This is a genomic window from Streptomyces sp. NPDC046876 (assembly GCF_040645035.1).
Taxonomy (GTDB): Bacteria; Actinomycetota; Actinomycetes; order Streptomycetales; family Streptomycetaceae; genus Streptomyces.
In genome coordinates this window covers 64088-78335 of sequence record NZ_JBEYXK010000021.1, presented here as the reverse complement: position 1 = coordinate 78335, position 14248 = coordinate 64088, and the positions used below count along the sequence as shown (strand labels likewise).

Below are 14248 nucleotides of genomic sequence, written 5' to 3'. Positions count from 1 at the left end.
CCCCCATGGCAGTGCGCGACCGGGTCGTGAGATGGCGGGCCCAGGCTACCGCGGGGGTCGGACGGCGGAACGCGCGCTGCATACGGCATGGCGGAAAACAGTGCAGGACGGCAGCCTTCCGGGCCCCGCCGGGCGGCGGATCCGGAAGGCTGTCCGAACGAGCCGGCGGCTACGGCCGGTTGAGGGTGATCGAGTTGATCGGGCCGAGGTCGGCGTAGACACCGGTTCCCTGGGCGATGGGGCCGCCGCAGCCCGTGCCGTTGGAGCCGGTGCACAGGCTCGCGGTCGCGCCGCCGTACTGGTTGTTGAGGACCCAGTGGTTGCCGTACTGGTCGAAGAGCTTGTGGGCCCCGTAGCTGTAGAAGATCTGGCTCGGCGCCACGGCCGGGTTCTGGTTCTGCGGGTATATGCACACCGCTCCGTCCGGGCAGCCGGCCCAGTCGTCGGCGGGCCTGGCGTCGGCGGCCCCGGCCAGGGCCACGACGGCCGCGGCGGCGGTGGCGAGTGCGGCGGCGCCGCGGATCGTCTTGCGCATGGTGTGTCCCCCTGAAGGCTGTGTTCCCGCGGTGCGGTCACGGTGGTGTGCAGGTGTGCAGGTGTGCAGGTGTGCAGGTGTGCAGGTGTGCAGGTGTGCACGGTGGTGTGCACGGGCCGGTGCCGTGCCGGCGGCTTCGGGCCCGGCGGCTTCCGGCGGCTTCAGCCTGTCCCCGCCCCGGGCAGCAGGTCGACGGGTTGCCCGTCGCCCGTCGCCGTACCGTCCGGGAAACCGCCCCCGACCTGCCGGAACGGCCCCGGGCGGGCAACGGGGCGCCCTGCCGTGCGCCGCCGGAATGTCCGGTGCGGCCGATGCCGGGCAGAATTGAGGGAGCGACCCGCGCCGCGCCTGCCGCGCGGGTACCGGACAGCCACCCGCGCGGGGCGCGCAGAAGGGGGCCGGCGATGCCACCGGACCGGCTGGGGGGAGAGCAGGACCCCGGCCCGATCCGGTCCGAACCGGGCGCCCTGCTGGAGCACGTGGCGGTGGCCGTCTTCGGCATCGACGACGAGGACCGCATCCGCTACTGGGGCCCCGGAGCACAGAGCCTCTTCGGGTACCCGGCCGACGCGGTGCTGGCCCGGCCCGCGGGCCTGCTCTTCCCCGAGCCCGCGCAGGGCGCCCCCGGCGGCGCCGACCGGCTCGCCGAGCGGGCCCGCACCCTCGGGTACTGGCGCGTGCGCATGCCCGCCCGGCACCGGGACGGCGAGACGTTCGACTGCGGCTTCCGGGCCTTCCCGCTGACCGACCCGGCGGGCCGCTCCGCGGTGCTGTGCCTGGCCAGCCGCGGAGCGGAGCTGGACCGGGTGAAGACCAACCTCGCCTTCCTCGACGCCCTCTTCGAGACCTGCCCGATCGGCCTGGTCATGCTCGACGAGGAACTGCGCTACGTCCACCTCAACCAGGCCCTGGCCGACATGGACGGGGTCCCCGTCGCCGACCACCTCGGCCGCCGCGTGACCGACGTGATGCTCACCTCGGACGACGGAGAGTTCCAGCGGATGCTGCGCTCCGTGGCCCGCGAGGACCGGCCCGTCATCGCCGCCCTGGTGGGCCTGCGCACACCGGGGCGCCCCGACCGCGACCAGGTCCGCTCGGTGAGCTTCTTCCCGCTGAGCGGCGCGGGCGACACCCGGCGCGGCCTGGGCGGACTGGTCGTCGACGTCACCGACCGCGAGCGGGCCATCCTCGAGGCGAGCGCCGCCCGCCAGCGCCTCGCCCTGCTGGACCGGGCCGCGGCGCGCATCGGAACCACCCTCGACCTCGAGGTCACCGCGCGCGAGCTCGTCGGGGCGGCCGTGCCCGACTTCAGCGACGCCTGCATCGTCGAACTCGTCGAGTGGATGGACGAGACCGCGGACTTCGACCCGCTGCTGCCGCTGTCGACCCGCCGGATCGCCTCCGGCACCACCCTCCCCGAGCCCGCCGTCGAGCTGGTGAGCGGCCTGGAGAAGGTGACGTACCGGCCCGGCTCCAGCATCCACCGGATGCTCAGCACCGGCCGTCCCCTGTCCGTGCCGGTCAACGAGGAGTTCATCACCCGCAACGTCCCCCACCGGCAACGCGCACAGCTGCTCCTGGACAGCGGGCTGGCCTGCGTCCTCATCGCCCCGCTCATCGCCCGCGGCACCGTGCAGGGCATCGCCCTGTTCGGCCGCTCGGCGGACCGCCCCGCCTTCGCCGAGGAAGACCTCAGCCTCGCGGGCGAACTCGCCTCCCGCGCCGCCCTCTGCCTGGACAACGCCCGCCTGTACGGCCGGGTCCAGGACATCGCGCTCACCCTCCAGCGCGCCCTCCTGCCCAGCGCCCCGGCCGCCGGCCCGTACGTCGACATCGCCCACCGCTACCTGCCCGGAAGCCGCGTCACCCAGGTCGGCGGCGACTGGTACGACGCGATCGCCCTGCCCGACGGCCGGGTGGCCCTCGTCGTCGGCGACGTGATGGGCCACGGGGTCCCCGCCGCCGCGGCCATGGGACGGCTGCGGATCACCGCCAAGGCGCTGGCCCGCCACGTCCGGGACCCCGCGGCGCTGCTCGCCGAGCTCGACGACTGCGCCCAGGAGGCGGGGATCGACTGGGCGACCTGCCTGATCCTGCTCTACGACCCGCACACCGGTCGCGCCCTCATGGCGAACGCGGGCCACCCCCCGCCCCTGGTCCGGTGCCCGGACGGCACGGTGCAGGCGCTCGCCCACGGGCCCGGGGTGCCCCTGGGGGTCGGCGGCGTGGCCTACCGGACGACCGGGGCCGAGCTCCCCGAGGGCGCCACCGTGGCCCTGTACACCGACGGCCTCGTCGAGGCGCGGGGCCAGGACATCGACACCGGGATCGACGCGCTGCGCAGCCGGCTGGCCGGGCCGGTCGGCTCGCTGGAGGAGGCGGCCGACCGCATCCTCGGCGAGCTGCTGCCCGAGGCGGCCACCGACGACACCGTCCTCGTCCTCGCCCGGGTCCGCCGCGCGCCGGCACCCGGGCCGTCGGCCGCCTGAGGGTGGTTCGGCTACCGGTCCGCCGCCGGCCCCGGCGGTCGCTCCCGGCCCTCGGCCAGCAGGGCCACGGCCCGCTCGATCCGCGTCCGCCGGGCCTCGGGCGTCAGGGCCTGCAGGACGGGCAGGACCACCAGGTAGCGGCCGGTCCGGTCGAGCGCCTCGAAGGCGCGCTTCGCCTCCGGCTCGGCATCGAGGGCCGCCACCACGTCCGGCGGCACCGTCGCCGACCTCTGGGAGGCGTACGCCCCGGCCCACCGCCCGTCCTCCTGCGCCTTGCGCACCTCGGCGAGTCCCGGCTCGCGCATCCGGCCGAGCGCGGTGAGCGCCGAGACCCGCTCCACGTTCACCTGGGACCACAGGCTCCGGGGGCGGCGCGGCACGTACTTCTGCAGGTAGTACCGCTCGTCGAGGGAGCGGCGCTGCCCGGAGATCCACCCGTAGCACAGCCCGATGTCGACCACCTCGTCGTCGGTGACCGAAGCGATCCCGGACCTCTTCTTCGCCATCTTGATCCACACGCCCTCGTGGCGCGTGTGGTGCTCGGCCAGCCACGCCTCGAACGCCCCGGCGTCCGCGAACGCGATCACTTCCGCCCCGTCCAGCGCATCCAACTCGTCCATGCCGCCAGGCTATCGGCCGGGTCCGACAGTGCCGCCGCTCAGGCGGCGGGGCACAGGTTGACCTTCACGGCCGCCAGGATGAGCACGTTCTTCATCGGGCCGAAGCCGTTGGGATGGGTGGGGCCGGTGAAGCGCCCGGCCGCCGATTCGAGCCGTTTGCCGGCGTCCTGCTCGCCCGCCATGAACCGGCACTGCTCCAGGCCCCGGCCCACCGCCTGCTCCTCGTCGCCGCCGACGATCTCGGGGTCGATCTTGTCGAGCGACGCGAGGTACGTGGCGCGCTGCTCGGGCCCGGGGCCGGAGGGTAATCCGGCGGGCGAGGACGGCGCCGCACCGGGGGAGTCCGAGGAGGCCGCCGGAGCCGACGCCGACGCGAACGCGGCCGCGGGGGGCTCCGTCGCGGGCGGGGCCGACGGTTGCGCGGAGGCGGCGGGGGCCACGGGCGCCGCGGCGGCCGCTGCGGCGCCCTCGGCACGGGAGTCGGACGCGCCGGGGCCGCCGGCGCAGCCGGCGAGGGTGAAGAGCGAGAAGGCGGCCACCGCGGCCGCGACGGGTCGTGAGTTCATGCCCGCATGGTTGCAGCCGGGCGTGCCGTCGGCCGCGGAATCACCCTTTCCTCCAAGGGAGTTGACCCGTAACGACCGATCCCGTCCACACGGCCGTCAGCGGGCCGCTGCCGCCCGGTCGTACACCAGCTCCGCGAAGTGCCGTAGCGCGTCCCCGCCGTGCTCCATGAACAGGTCCGGCTCCACGAGTTCGAGCTCCATCACCACCGGCTCCCCGTCGTCGCCGGTCGCCACGTCGACCCGCGCGTACAGCACCGGCCGGCCCGCCCCCGGCACGGCGGCCAGCGCGACCCGGGCCAGGGCCAGTTCGGCGGCCGTCGGGAGGTGCGGCGCCAGATCCGGGTGCGGGGCCCGGTCGTTGTCGATGACCCCGACCTCGGTGAGCACCGGCCCCTTGCGGACGGCATGGCTGAAGACGCCGCCCAGGAAGACCAGCGCCCGCTCGCCCTCGTCGATGCGTGCCAGGTACGGCTGCACCATCGCGGTGGCTCCGGCGGCATGCAGGGCGGCGACGTGTCCGGCCGCCGGCCCGTGGTGCTCCTCGCCGTAGCGGGCGGTGTCCTGCGCGCCGGCCGAGACGGCCGGCTTGACCACGAACTGGCCGCGCTCCGGCAGGACCACCGCCTCGCCGGGGGCGATGAAGCGGGTCGCGACGACGGGCACGCCGTGCCCGGCGAGGTCCCGCAGGTAGGTCTTGTCGGTGTTCCAGTGCAGGACCGCGGCCGGATTGTCGAGCCGCGTCACGGCCCCGACCGCGTCGGCCCAGGCCAGGTACGCCGCCCGCCGCCGGGCGTACCCCCAGGTCGAGCGGACGACCACCGCGTCGCACTGCGACCAGTCGAAGCCCCCGTCGTCCCAGGGCGCGGCCACCGCGTCGAGGCCGCGCGCCCGCAGCGCCTCCAGCATCCCGGGCAGGTCGGTGTCCCAGGCCAGCCCCTCGGCCGAGGTGGCCAGGGCCACCCGGGCGGTGTCGCTCATCCCCACGCCTCCTCCGCACCCGGCGGCGCCCCGAACGCCCCGCCCGTCCGGCGCCCACGCCCCGGCCCAACCCAGCCTAGAACGCCGCCCAGACCACTCGCGCGCCACCCGGACAGGGCCGGCGCCGGGGTGGTGGCGTGCGCGCCCGTCCCCCCGAACCGCTGTCGCCGGGGGAAAGTTCGCGAGAGCATCGAGAGTCGGGGCACGAAGGGGCAGCGCAGGGCCGGAGCGGACGACCGGCTCGGTCGAGGAGGGGGCAACCGTGAGGACGCGCCGCAAGGAGTCCGGCGATCCCGAGCCGCCGGAGGCTTCCTGGAACGAGATCGTTCCGGGGCTCTGGATGGGCGGCCACTACTGGGCGGATGGTCTGGGGGAGACCCGCCAGGCGGTCGTGGGCAGCGAGTTCGACCTGGTCGTCAGCCTGTTCACCCGGCCGGGCCACGGGCCTGCGCCGGACGTCGAGCACCGGCTCGCCGAGATCCCCGACGGACCGCTCACCGCGGCGCAGCTCCGGGAGGTCCAGCAGCTGGCCGAGGAGGTGGGCCGGGCCGTGCGCGCAGGCCGGACCACCCTGGTCCGCTGCCATTCCGGCTACAACCGGTCCGGCCTGGTCGTGGCGCAGGCGCTGATGGGGTTCGGGCAAGAGGCCGCGGCGGCCATCGCCACCGTCCGGCAGCGGAGGTCCCCCTGGGCGCTGAACAACCGGGTGTTCGAGGAGTACCTCGCGACGGGCCTCGACGTCGCCGGCCTGCTGGCCGGATTGGACGGACCGCCCGCCTGACCGGCTACCGGGCGCGGTCGCCCCGGGCAACGGCGGCCTTGGCGGCCAGGCGGCGGCGGAGGACGGCCCGGGCGTACAGCAGGTGGGCCACGGCTTCCGCGGCGAGGAGGAGGACCACCAGCCACGGGGTGAGGCGGCCGGCCGCCCACAGGACGAGCAGGGGGACGCCGATGCCGGGGACGGCCCACACCGCGACCGAGCCCAGCGGGCGGCCGTAGCGCAGGGCGATGCCGGCGTGGGCCGCGTGGTACAGGGCCAGGCCGCCGGCCAGGGCCCATACGGCGCCGGACGGCAGGTGCGGGTGCGCGGCGTCCTCGACGGCGGTGGCCAGGCCCGCGGCCATCGACAGCACGCCCGCGGTCACGAAGAAGTGCAGGAAGCCGCCCATGTCGCGGGCCAGGAGATAGGCGCGGCGGTCGTCGGCGGCGGCGAGGACGATCTCCGCCGAGGTCGAGCCGAAGTCGAAGTACGACCACCACAGCGCGGCGAGCAGCACGAACCCGAGGCCGCCGACGAGCCCGGCCCGCAGGGTCCAGGCGTGGTCCGCGGAGGTGACCAGCGCGATGACGGACTCGCCCAGCACGATGATCACGACCAGCCCGACGCGTTCGACGAGGTGCCCGGTGTCCACGCGGCCGGGCATCGCGGCACCCCGCGCGGTGAGCAGCAGCGCCATCTCGGCGGCGATCAGGGCGCCCCAGACGGCGTACTGCCAGGGCGCGGGCACGGCGGCGGAGGCGGCCCACAGCACGCCGGAGCCCAGGCAGTACGACAGCGGGCGCCAGCGCGGGACGCGCCGCGGCGGCGGGTACCGGGTGGCGGGCCACCACAGCCCGAGCAGGACCAGCCGGGTCCCGGCGTAGCCGAGGGCGTACACGGAGCCGCGGCCCGCGTCGGCCTCGGGCACGGCGGCGGCCATGACGGCGATGCAGAACATGGCGGACAGCATCAGGAGCCGGCGGCGCGGGCTGTCGTCGACGAAGAGGTTCGCCGACACCGTGAGGTTCACCCACAGCCACCAGGGCGGGAAGTACAGGCCCAGGAAGACGGCGAAGTCGCGCAGGCCCGGGTCGCCGTGCAACTGGTGGGAGACCTGGGCGGCGATCGCGACGAAGACCAGGTCGAAGAAGAGCTCGAGCCAGTCGGCGTGCCGGCCCTCGCGCGCCGCCTGCCCGCCGGCGCCCGCCGCTTCGGCGTCCCCGCCGCTCACGGCGTGCCCTTCGCCGTCGACCCGCCCGGCGCCCCCGGCGCGATGCCCTTCGCCGTCGGCGCGCCACAGCCGACGGCGTGCGCCACGCCCGCGACGTCCCCGCCCCGTGCTCCCGCGCCCCACGGTGGTGTGCCCATGCCTGCGCCCTTGCCTCCCGCCCGGCGGCCGTCTGCTCCTCGTATGACACCACGCGCAGCCGGCGCCCCGCGTGGCGAAGCGCGCTACCCGTGGGTGGCGAGGGCCGCCGTCACCGCGGCCTCGGCGTGGATGCGGGCCGTCGGGAAGACGGGGACGGGGCTGTCGGCGGCGCCGATGAGCAGCTCGATCTCGGTGCAGCCGAGGACGACCCCCTCGGCGCCGTCGGCCGCGAGCGCCTCGATGACGGCGCGGTAGGCGGCGCGCGACTCCTCGCGGACGACGCCCCGGCACAACTCCTCGTAGATCACCCGGTGCACCAGGGCACGCCCGCCGGCGTCGGGCACGCGGACGTCGAGTCCGGCCGAAGCCAGCCGCCCGCGGTAGAAGTCCTGCTCCATGGTGAACGCGGTGCCGAGCAGGCCCACCCGGCCGATGCCCGCCGCCTTCACGGCGTCCGCGGTGGCGTCGGCGAGGTGCAGCAGGGGCACGCCGATGCCCGCCTGGACCCGGTCGGCGACCTTGTGCATCGTGTTGGTGCAGAGGAGGACGAGGTCGGCCCCGGCCGCCTCCAGCGCCCCGGCGGCCGCTGCCAGCAGCTCGCCGGCCTCGGTCCAGCGGCCCTCGGCCTGGAGGCGTTCGACCTCCGCGAAGTCCACCGAATACACGACGCAGCGCGCGGAGTGCAGACCGCCGAGCCGGTCCCGGGTGAACTCGTTCAGCAGGCGGTAGTACTCCGCGGTCGACTCCCAGCTCATTCCGCCCAGCAGTCCGATCGTCTTCACGTGGGCCCGTCCCCTCCTCAACCACACTTCTATAAGGGGAGGAGGGTAGCAAGGCCTCGATCCATAAGGGTCACTTTGGTCTGCTGGCGCCCCCCGGGTGGGCTTGCGTATGGCGGCTGCGGACCCACAGCGGCAGCGCGAACCAGCACAGCACGTACCAGGCCAGCACTCCGATCACCAGCCACGGGACGACGGAGTGGTCCGCGGCCACGCGCAGGATGAGGAACAGGGCCGCGACAAGGGTCGCCAGCAGCAGCACGATGCCCGCCATGGTGAGCCGCGAGGCCCAGCGCACCGCCTCGGGCTTGATCCGGCGGCCCGCGACGATGCGGTGGAAGGCGACGGGGCCGATCAGGGCCCCGGTGGACAGGGACCCCAGGACGACGGTGACCACGTAGATCGTCCGGTCCGCCGGCGCCAGGTGCTGGAACTGTGCGGTGAACGCGACGGTCAGCAGGAAGCCGAAGAGGATCTGCACGCCCGTTTGGGCCACGCGGATCTCCTGCACCAGCTCCTGCCACTGGCGGTCGGCCCGCTCGTTGGGCGACTCGTGCCTGCCGTTCGTGCGGTACGGGTCCGACTCGGGGCTCGGATCCGGGGCCGGACCCTGCTCCGGGCTCGGATCCCGCTCCGCGGGCGGGTTCGGGCCGGGTGTCATTGCTCCCCTGTGGCCCGGCGGCCCATGACGTCGCGGAAGGCCGTCATGCAGGGCATGCAGTGGTGGTCGGTCTCGACGTGGTCGGCCGGCAGGAGGGGGCGGCCGCACAGGGTGGCCGAGCGGTCGTGGGTGACGACGTGCCAGACCGGCCCCTGCCCGGTGACCGCCTCACCGAGGTGCATTTCGTACATGTGAGCTCCCCGTTTGGTCGACGGTTCGTCCCTCCACGACAGCAGGGCCGGGTGCGGAAGGCCCGACAAGTGGGCCGTACGGGTGACGCTTGCCCCGAGAGGGCAGCCGCATGCGGGAATACAAAAAAGCCCCGGAACGAATTGACGTCCGGGGTGATCCACCGCGTATATTTGATGTTTCGCACGCCGCTTTACCGCATGCGAAAGAAAGCCTTACGGGGACACTGTATCGGGTCGGGAGTGAAATTGTCAACCGAGGAATTCCGTCATGAGCAGCAATTCATCGACGGTCTCTACGCGCGCCTCGACGACCTGCGCGACCAGGCCGAACTCACCATGCGCGGGGCGCTGGCCGCCGCCGGCACCGGGTTCCAGGCCCGCCTGGAGCGCGACGTGCTCGTCGCCGAGCAGTCGGGCCTGCTGTCCGCGCTGAACACCGGCGAGAACGGCCTGTGTTTCGGCCGCCTGGAGTTCTCCGACGGCCGCGACCACCACATCGGCAGGATCGGCATCCGGCGCGACGACGCCGAGCGCACGCCCCTCGTCCTCGACTGGCGGGCCGACGTGGCGCGCCCGTTCTACCTCGCCACCGGCCACCACCCCATGGGCCTGCGCCGGCGCCGCCACATCACCACCAAGGGCCGTGAGGTCACGGCCCTGCACGACGAGATCCTCGACCTCACCGACCCCGAGCGCACCGGGCTCGAAGGCGCCGACGCGGACGCCGTGCTGCTCGCCGCGCTCGACGCCGCCCGCACCGGCCGCATGCACGACATCGTCCAGACCATCCAGGCCGAGCAGGACCGGATCATCCGCTCCCCGCACCGCGGCGTCCTCGTCGTGGAGGGCGGCCCCGGCACCGGCAAGACGGCCGTCGCCCTGCACCGGGCCGCCTACCTCCTCTACGCCCACCGCGAGCACCTCGCCAAGCGCGGCGTGCTGATCGTGGGCCCGAACCCCGCGTTCCTCGGCTACATCGGCGAGGTGCTGCCCTCCCTCGGCGAGACCGGCGTGCTGCTCGCCACCATGGGCGAGCTGTTCCCCGGCATCCGCGCGACCGGCACCGACCGGCCCGGCGCCGCGGCCGTGAAGGGCCGCGCCGACATGGCCGAGGTCCTCGCCCGGGTCGTACGCGACCGGCAGACCCTGCCGGAGAGCCTGCCCGCCGACACCGGCGAGGACAGCTCCGTGCTCCCCGAACCGGCCCTGGAGATCGACCACGACGAGTACGGGACCCTGCTGCTGGACCGCACCATGGCGCACGCGGCCCGCGACCGGGCACGCGCCACCGGGCTGCCCCACAACTTGGCCCGCCCCACCTTCGCGTTCGCCGTCATCGACTCCCTCACCGAGCAGCTCGCCGACCGGCTCGGCGCCGACCCGTACGGCGGCCCCAACCTGCTGGGCCCGGACGACATCGCCCAGCTCGGCAAGGAGATCGCGACCAGCGCCGAGGTGCACTCCGCGATCGACTGCCTGTGGCCGCCGCTCACCCCGCAGGGCCTGGTCGCGGACTTCCTCGCCGATCCCACCCACCTCCCGGAGGCGGACGCGGAGTTGATCCGACGCACCGGGGGCGACTGGACGCCCGCGGACGTCCCGCTGCTCGACGAGGCCGCCGAACTGCTCGGCGTCGACGACAGCGCGCAGCGCATCGCCGAGGAGCGCGCCCGCCAGGAGCGCATCGCCTACGCGCAGGGCGTGCTGGACCTGTCGGCCGGCTCGGAGTCGTACGAGTTCGAGGACATGGAGAACGAATTCCTCGCCGCGCACGACATCATCGACGCCGAGCGGATGGCGGAGCGGCACGAGGAGGCCGACCACCGCAGCACCGCGGAGCGGGCCGCCGCCGACCGCACCTGGGCCTTCGGGCACGTCATCGTCGACGAGGCGCAGGAGCTGTCCGCCATGGCGTGGCGGCTGCTGATGCGGCGCTGCCCGACCCGGTCGATGACCCTGGTGGGCGACCCGGCCCAGACGGGCGACGAGGCGGGCTGCGGCTCCTGGGAGGAGATCCTGGACCCGTACGTCGGGGACCGCTGGGAGCTCGTGCGACTCGGCGTCAACTACCGTACGCCCGCCGAGATCATGGACGTCGCGGCCGCCGTGCTGCGGGCCCGCCACCCGGGGTTCGAGCCGCCGAGCTCGGTGCGCTCCACCGGGCGGCGGCCCTGGGTGCGGGCCGCGGACGACGTCGCCGCCGCGGTCGCCGAAGCGGTCGGCGAAGCGGTCGGCGGGATGGCCGGCCGCGCGGTGGGCGGGGACGCGCCCGCCGAGGGCCGGCTCGCGGTGATCGCCCCGCGGGACCTGCACGGGGCGCTGGCCGGCGTACTGCCCGGCGTACGGGCGGGCGCGGAGCCCGACCTGACCCGTGCGGTGGTCCTGCTGGACCCGCGCCAGGCCAAGGGCCTGGAGTTCGACTCGGTGGTCGTCGTCGAGCCGGCGGACCTCCTGCCGAGCGACCTCTACGTGGCCCTGACCCGGGCCACCCAGTCCCTCGGAGTGGTGCACTCGGGCCGCCTGCCCGAGGGCCTCGCGGACGGGGACGCGAGGACGGAGACCCGGTAGGCCCGGCGAGCCGGGTGGGCCCGTAGGCCGGCCGTCAGACCAGGGCAACCGGGGTCGGCTCCGCCAACGACTGGAGCACCTCCAGGCGTTCGCGGGTCTCCTCGTCCAGCGGCACGTACGTCACCAGGCGCGGCCCCGCCGCCGGGCCGATCCACATGTTGGTGTGCTCCAGGTGCAGCAGCCCGACCTGCGCATTGCGGATGTACTTCGCCCGCGAGCCCTGGCCGACCACCTCGTGCCGCGCCCACAGTTCCCGGAACTCGGCCGACTCCGCCTCCAGCCTGGCCACCAGGCCCTTCCAGGCGGGGTCGGCGAGGTGTTCCGCCATCGAGGCCCGGAACTTGGCCACCATCGTCCGCATCAGCTCCTCGGGGTCGGCCACGGCCGCCCGCCAGCCCGGGTTGGTGAACGACAGCCACAGGCAGTTGCGGTCCTCCGGCGCCAGCGCGTCCAGGTCGCACAGCAGCCGCCCGTACGTGGCGTTGTACGCGAGGATGTCGTACCGGCTGTTCTGCACGCAGGCGGGGAACGGCGCCAGCTGGTCCAGCATCGCCTGCACGGCCGGGGTCACGGTCGAACACGGCGTGTGGGGCGCGGGGTCCGTGCTGCCGGCCAGTGCGAACAGGTGCGCCCGCTCGCTGGAGTCCAGCTGCAGGGCGCGCGCCAGGGCGTCCAGGACCTGGGCGGAGACCTGGATCTCGCGGGCCTGCTCCAGCCAGGTGTACCAGGTCACCCCGACCGCGGAGAGCTGGGCGACCTCCTCGCGGCGCAGCCCCGGAGTGCGCCGGCGCCGGCCGCGCGGCAGCCCGACCTGCTCGGGGGTGATCCGCTCGCGGCGGCTGCGCAGGAAGTCGGCCAGCTCGTGCCGGCGTACGTCGCTCTCGGGTGCCACAGTGGTCATGGCACCAGCCTGCCGCACCGCTCATCCGGTTGCCAGGTACTGCCGGTACCAGGATAAAGACACTCTGGTACCAGGCTGAGCGGGCGGTGATCGTTTCCTGTGTGAGTGAGACAACGATCCGCAGGACCCACCCCGCCCCCACCCGCTCCGACTCCGGCTCCTCCCGTGCCGACTCCGGCTCAACGCATGCCGCTCTCCCTGCCGCCGCCTCGATCGGCCCGCTCGGGCTGTTCACCGTGCTGCTCGGCGCGGCCCTGCCGCTGATCGACTTCTTCATCGTCAACGTCGCCCTCCCCGCCATCGACCACGACCTCGCCGCCGGCCCCGCCGTGCTGGAGCTGATCGTCGGCGGCTACGGCGTCGCCTACGCCGTGCTCCTCGTTCTCGGCGGCCGCCTCGGCGACACCGCCGGCCGCCGCCGGCTCTTCCTGGCCGGCATGGCCGCCTTCGGCCTCACCTCGCTGGCCTGCGGGCTCGCCCCGACCGCGTGGACCCTCGTCGCGGCCCGGGTGGCCCAGGGCGGCGCGGCCGCGCTGATGCTGCCCCAGGTGCTCGCCACCATCCAGGCCACCACCCAAGGGGCCCGCCGCGCCCGGGCGATGAGCCTGTACGGGGCCACCGGCGGGCTGTCCATGGTCGCCGGGCAGGTCCTGGGCGGGGTCCTGGTGGCCGCCGACGTGGCCGGCCTCGGCTGGCGCTCGGTGTTCCTCGTCAACGTGCCGGTGTCCGTACTCGGCCTGGTGCTCGCCGTGCGCTGCGTCCCGGAGACCCGCTCGGACCGGCCCGCCTCCGTCGACGTCCCCGGCACGCTGCTCCTGGCGCTGTCGCTCGTCTCGCTGCTGCTGCCGCTGACCGAGGGGCGGGCCACGGGCTGGCCGCTGTGGACGTGGCTGCTGCTCGGCGCCTTCCCGTTCGCCGCCGCCGGGTTCTTCGTGGTGGAGCGGCGCGCCGACCGCCTCGGCCGCACCCCGCTCGTGCCGCCGAGCCTGCTGCGGCTGCCTTCGCTGCGGCGGGGCCTGGTGATGATGGTGCCGTTCTCCATCGGCTTCAGCGGGTTCATGTTCGTCGTCGCCGTGGCCCTCCAGCAGGGCCTGCGCATGGGCCCCGTCGCGGCCGGGCTGGCCCTGGCGCCGATGGCCGTGGCCTTCTTCGGGGCCTCGCTCGCCGGGCCGCGGCTGACCGGCCGGTTCGGCAGCCGGGTGGTGACCGCGGGCGGAGTGCTCCAGGCCGTCGGCATCGGCGCGCTGCTGCTCACGCTGCGGTACGGCTGGCCGGACCTCGGGCTCGCCGAACTCGCCCCGGGCGTGGCGGTCGCGGGCCTCGGGCAGGGGCTCCAACTGCCCGTGCTGATGCGGCTGATGCTCTCGGATGTGCCGGGGGACCGGGCCGGGGTGGGCAGCGGGGTGGTCACCACGACCCAGCAGTCCGCGCTCGCCCTCGGTGTCGCCACCCTCGGCAGCCTCTTCCTCGCCCTGTCCGCGTCGACGGGCCTCCGCGACGCCGCCCTCGCGACCCTGCTGGTCCAACTGGCCCTGATCACCCTGACCACGGCCCTGAGCCTCCGCCTCCCCCGCACGGTCCGCTGACCCGCCGCGACGCCCTCGCGGCGCTCGCCCCCGCGCCTCAATCGCCGGCGAGGCTGATCCTGCTGCCCCCCGCCCCAGCTGGGCCGATCCACCCGGGCTTTCCGGGGCTCTGCCCCAGGCCCCGCGCCTCGATCGCCGGCGGGGCTTGGTTGGCCGGACCACCGCCTCAGGCGTTGGGGGCGGTTTGCCGGACCCCGTCTCAGGCCTGGGCCGCTCCGGCCGGGCTTTCTGGGGTTCCGCCCCAG

The 14248-nt window shown here is 74.8% G+C and carries 13 protein-coding genes; 4 read left to right on the top strand and 9 right to left on the bottom strand.

Annotated elements, in window-relative coordinates; all coding sequences use genetic code 11:
- Positions 1-169: 169 nt before the first annotated feature.
- On the bottom strand, positions 170-535 hold the full coding sequence (locus ABZ924_RS14970; RefSeq protein ID WP_361908515.1) for a hypothetical protein: 366 nt from the start codon (positions 533-535) through the stop codon (positions 170-172).
- Between the two features lie 404 nt (positions 536-939).
- Here ABZ924_RS14970 and ABZ924_RS14965 point away from each other — a divergent pair, with 404 nt between their 5' ends.
- On the top strand, positions 940-3024 hold the full coding sequence (locus ABZ924_RS14965) for a SpoIIE family protein phosphatase (RefSeq protein ID WP_361908512.1): 2085 nt from the start codon (positions 940-942) through the stop codon (positions 3022-3024).
- 11 nt (positions 3025-3035) lie between these two features.
- Here the strand turns inward: ABZ924_RS14965 and ABZ924_RS14960 are convergent, their stop codons facing one another.
- From ABZ924_RS14960 to ABZ924_RS14950, 3 genes are all read right to left on the bottom strand, one after another.
- Positions 3036-3644 carry a YdeI/OmpD-associated family protein gene (locus ABZ924_RS14960; RefSeq protein ID WP_361908509.1) on the bottom strand — a complete coding sequence of 203 codons (609 nt, stop codon included), beginning with the start codon at positions 3642-3644 and terminating at the stop codon, positions 3036-3038.
- 38 nt (positions 3645-3682) lie between these two features.
- Positions 3683-4210: a hypothetical protein gene (locus ABZ924_RS14955; protein ID WP_361908506.1), complete on the bottom strand. Its 528-nt coding sequence runs from the start codon at positions 4208-4210 to the stop codon at positions 3683-3685.
- 96 nt (positions 4211-4306) lie between these two features.
- Positions 4307-5188, bottom strand: coding sequence for a hypothetical protein (locus tag ABZ924_RS14950; protein WP_361908504.1), 882 nt, complete (start codon positions 5186-5188; stop codon positions 4307-4309).
- 262 nt (positions 5189-5450) lie between these two features.
- On the opposite strand from ABZ924_RS14950, the gene ABZ924_RS14945 reads away from it, so the two are divergent.
- Positions 5451-5969 (top strand): protein phosphatase, encoded by a 519-nt coding sequence (locus tag ABZ924_RS14945; protein ID WP_361908501.1) that lies wholly within the window; start codon positions 5451-5453, stop codon positions 5967-5969.
- A 4-nt stretch (positions 5970-5973) separates the two neighbouring features.
- On the opposite strand, the gene ABZ924_RS14940 is transcribed toward ABZ924_RS14945, so the two are convergent.
- The 4 genes from ABZ924_RS14940 to ABZ924_RS14925 all read right to left on the bottom strand — a co-directional run bounded on the left by ABZ924_RS14940 (position 5974) and on the right by ABZ924_RS14925 (position 8948).
- On the bottom strand, positions 5974-7179 hold the full coding sequence (locus ABZ924_RS14940) for a low temperature requirement protein A (protein ID WP_361908498.1): 1206 nt from the start codon (positions 7177-7179) through the stop codon (positions 5974-5976).
- 221 nt (positions 7180-7400) lie between these two features.
- On the bottom strand, positions 7401-8099 hold the full coding sequence (locus tag ABZ924_RS14935; protein WP_361908495.1) for an aspartate/glutamate racemase family protein: 699 nt from the start codon (positions 8097-8099) through the stop codon (positions 7401-7403).
- 70 nt (positions 8100-8169) lie between these two features.
- Positions 8170-8757 carry a DUF6328 family protein gene (locus ABZ924_RS14930; protein WP_361908492.1) on the bottom strand — a complete coding sequence of 196 codons (588 nt, stop codon included), beginning with the start codon at positions 8755-8757 and terminating at the stop codon, positions 8170-8172.
- On the bottom strand, positions 8754-8948 hold the full coding sequence (locus ABZ924_RS14925; protein ID WP_361908489.1) for a hypothetical protein: 195 nt from the start codon (positions 8946-8948) through the stop codon (positions 8754-8756). The genes ABZ924_RS14930 and ABZ924_RS14925 overlap by 4 nt, the downstream gene beginning before the upstream one ends.
- A 198-nt stretch (positions 8949-9146) precedes the next feature.
- Between ABZ924_RS14925 and ABZ924_RS14920 the strand changes: the two genes are divergently transcribed.
- On the top strand, positions 9147-11516 hold the full coding sequence (locus tag ABZ924_RS14920; protein WP_361908573.1) for a UvrD-helicase domain-containing protein: 2370 nt from the start codon (positions 9147-9149) through the stop codon (positions 11514-11516).
- A 34-nt stretch (positions 11517-11550) separates the two neighbouring features.
- Here ABZ924_RS14920 and ABZ924_RS14915 read toward each other — a convergent pair whose 3' ends face one another.
- A complete protein-coding gene (locus tag ABZ924_RS14915; RefSeq protein WP_361908486.1) occupies positions 11551-12417 on the bottom strand; it encodes a helix-turn-helix transcriptional regulator in 867 nt (288 codons plus the stop codon).
- A 212-nt stretch (positions 12418-12629) separates the two neighbouring features.
- Between ABZ924_RS14915 and ABZ924_RS14910 the strand changes: the two genes are divergently transcribed.
- Positions 12630-14003 (top strand): MFS transporter, encoded by a 1374-nt coding sequence (locus tag ABZ924_RS14910; protein WP_361908570.1) that lies wholly within the window; start codon positions 12630-12632, stop codon positions 14001-14003.
- Positions 14004-14248: the final 245 nt, after the last annotated feature.

What these genes read in the sequence shown, in the direction of transcription:
- ABZ924_RS14970 (WP_361908515.1), bottom strand. Translation starts at nt 535, where the DNA reads ATGCGCAAGACGATCCGCGGCGCCGCCGCACTCGCCACCGCCGCCGCG.
- ABZ924_RS14965 (WP_361908512.1), top strand. Translation starts at nt 940, where the DNA reads ATGCCACCGGACCGGCTGGGGGGAGAGCAGGACCCCGGCCCGATCCGG.
- ABZ924_RS14960 (WP_361908509.1), bottom strand. Translation starts at nt 3,644, where the DNA reads ATGGACGAGTTGGATGCGCTGGACGGGGCGGAAGTGATCGCGTTCGCG.
- ABZ924_RS14955 (WP_361908506.1), bottom strand. Translation starts at nt 4,210, where the DNA reads ATGAACTCACGACCCGTCGCGGCCGCGGTGGCCGCCTTCTCGCTCTTC.
- ABZ924_RS14950 (WP_361908504.1), bottom strand. Translation starts at nt 5,188, where the DNA reads ATGAGCGACACCGCCCGGGTGGCCCTGGCCACCTCGGCCGAGGGGCTG.
- ABZ924_RS14930 (WP_361908492.1), bottom strand. Translation starts at nt 8,757, where the DNA reads ATGACACCCGGCCCGAACCCGCCCGCGGAGCGGGATCCGAGCCCGGAG.
- ABZ924_RS14925 (WP_361908489.1), bottom strand. Translation starts at nt 8,948, where the DNA reads ATGTACGAAATGCACCTCGGTGAGGCGGTCACCGGGCAGGGGCCGGTC.
- ABZ924_RS14920 (WP_361908573.1), top strand. Translation starts at nt 9,147, where the DNA reads ATGCGAAAGAAAGCCTTACGGGGACACTGTATCGGGTCGGGAGTGAAA.
- ABZ924_RS14915 (WP_361908486.1), bottom strand. Translation starts at nt 12,417, where the DNA reads ATGACCACTGTGGCACCCGAGAGCGACGTACGCCGGCACGAGCTGGCC.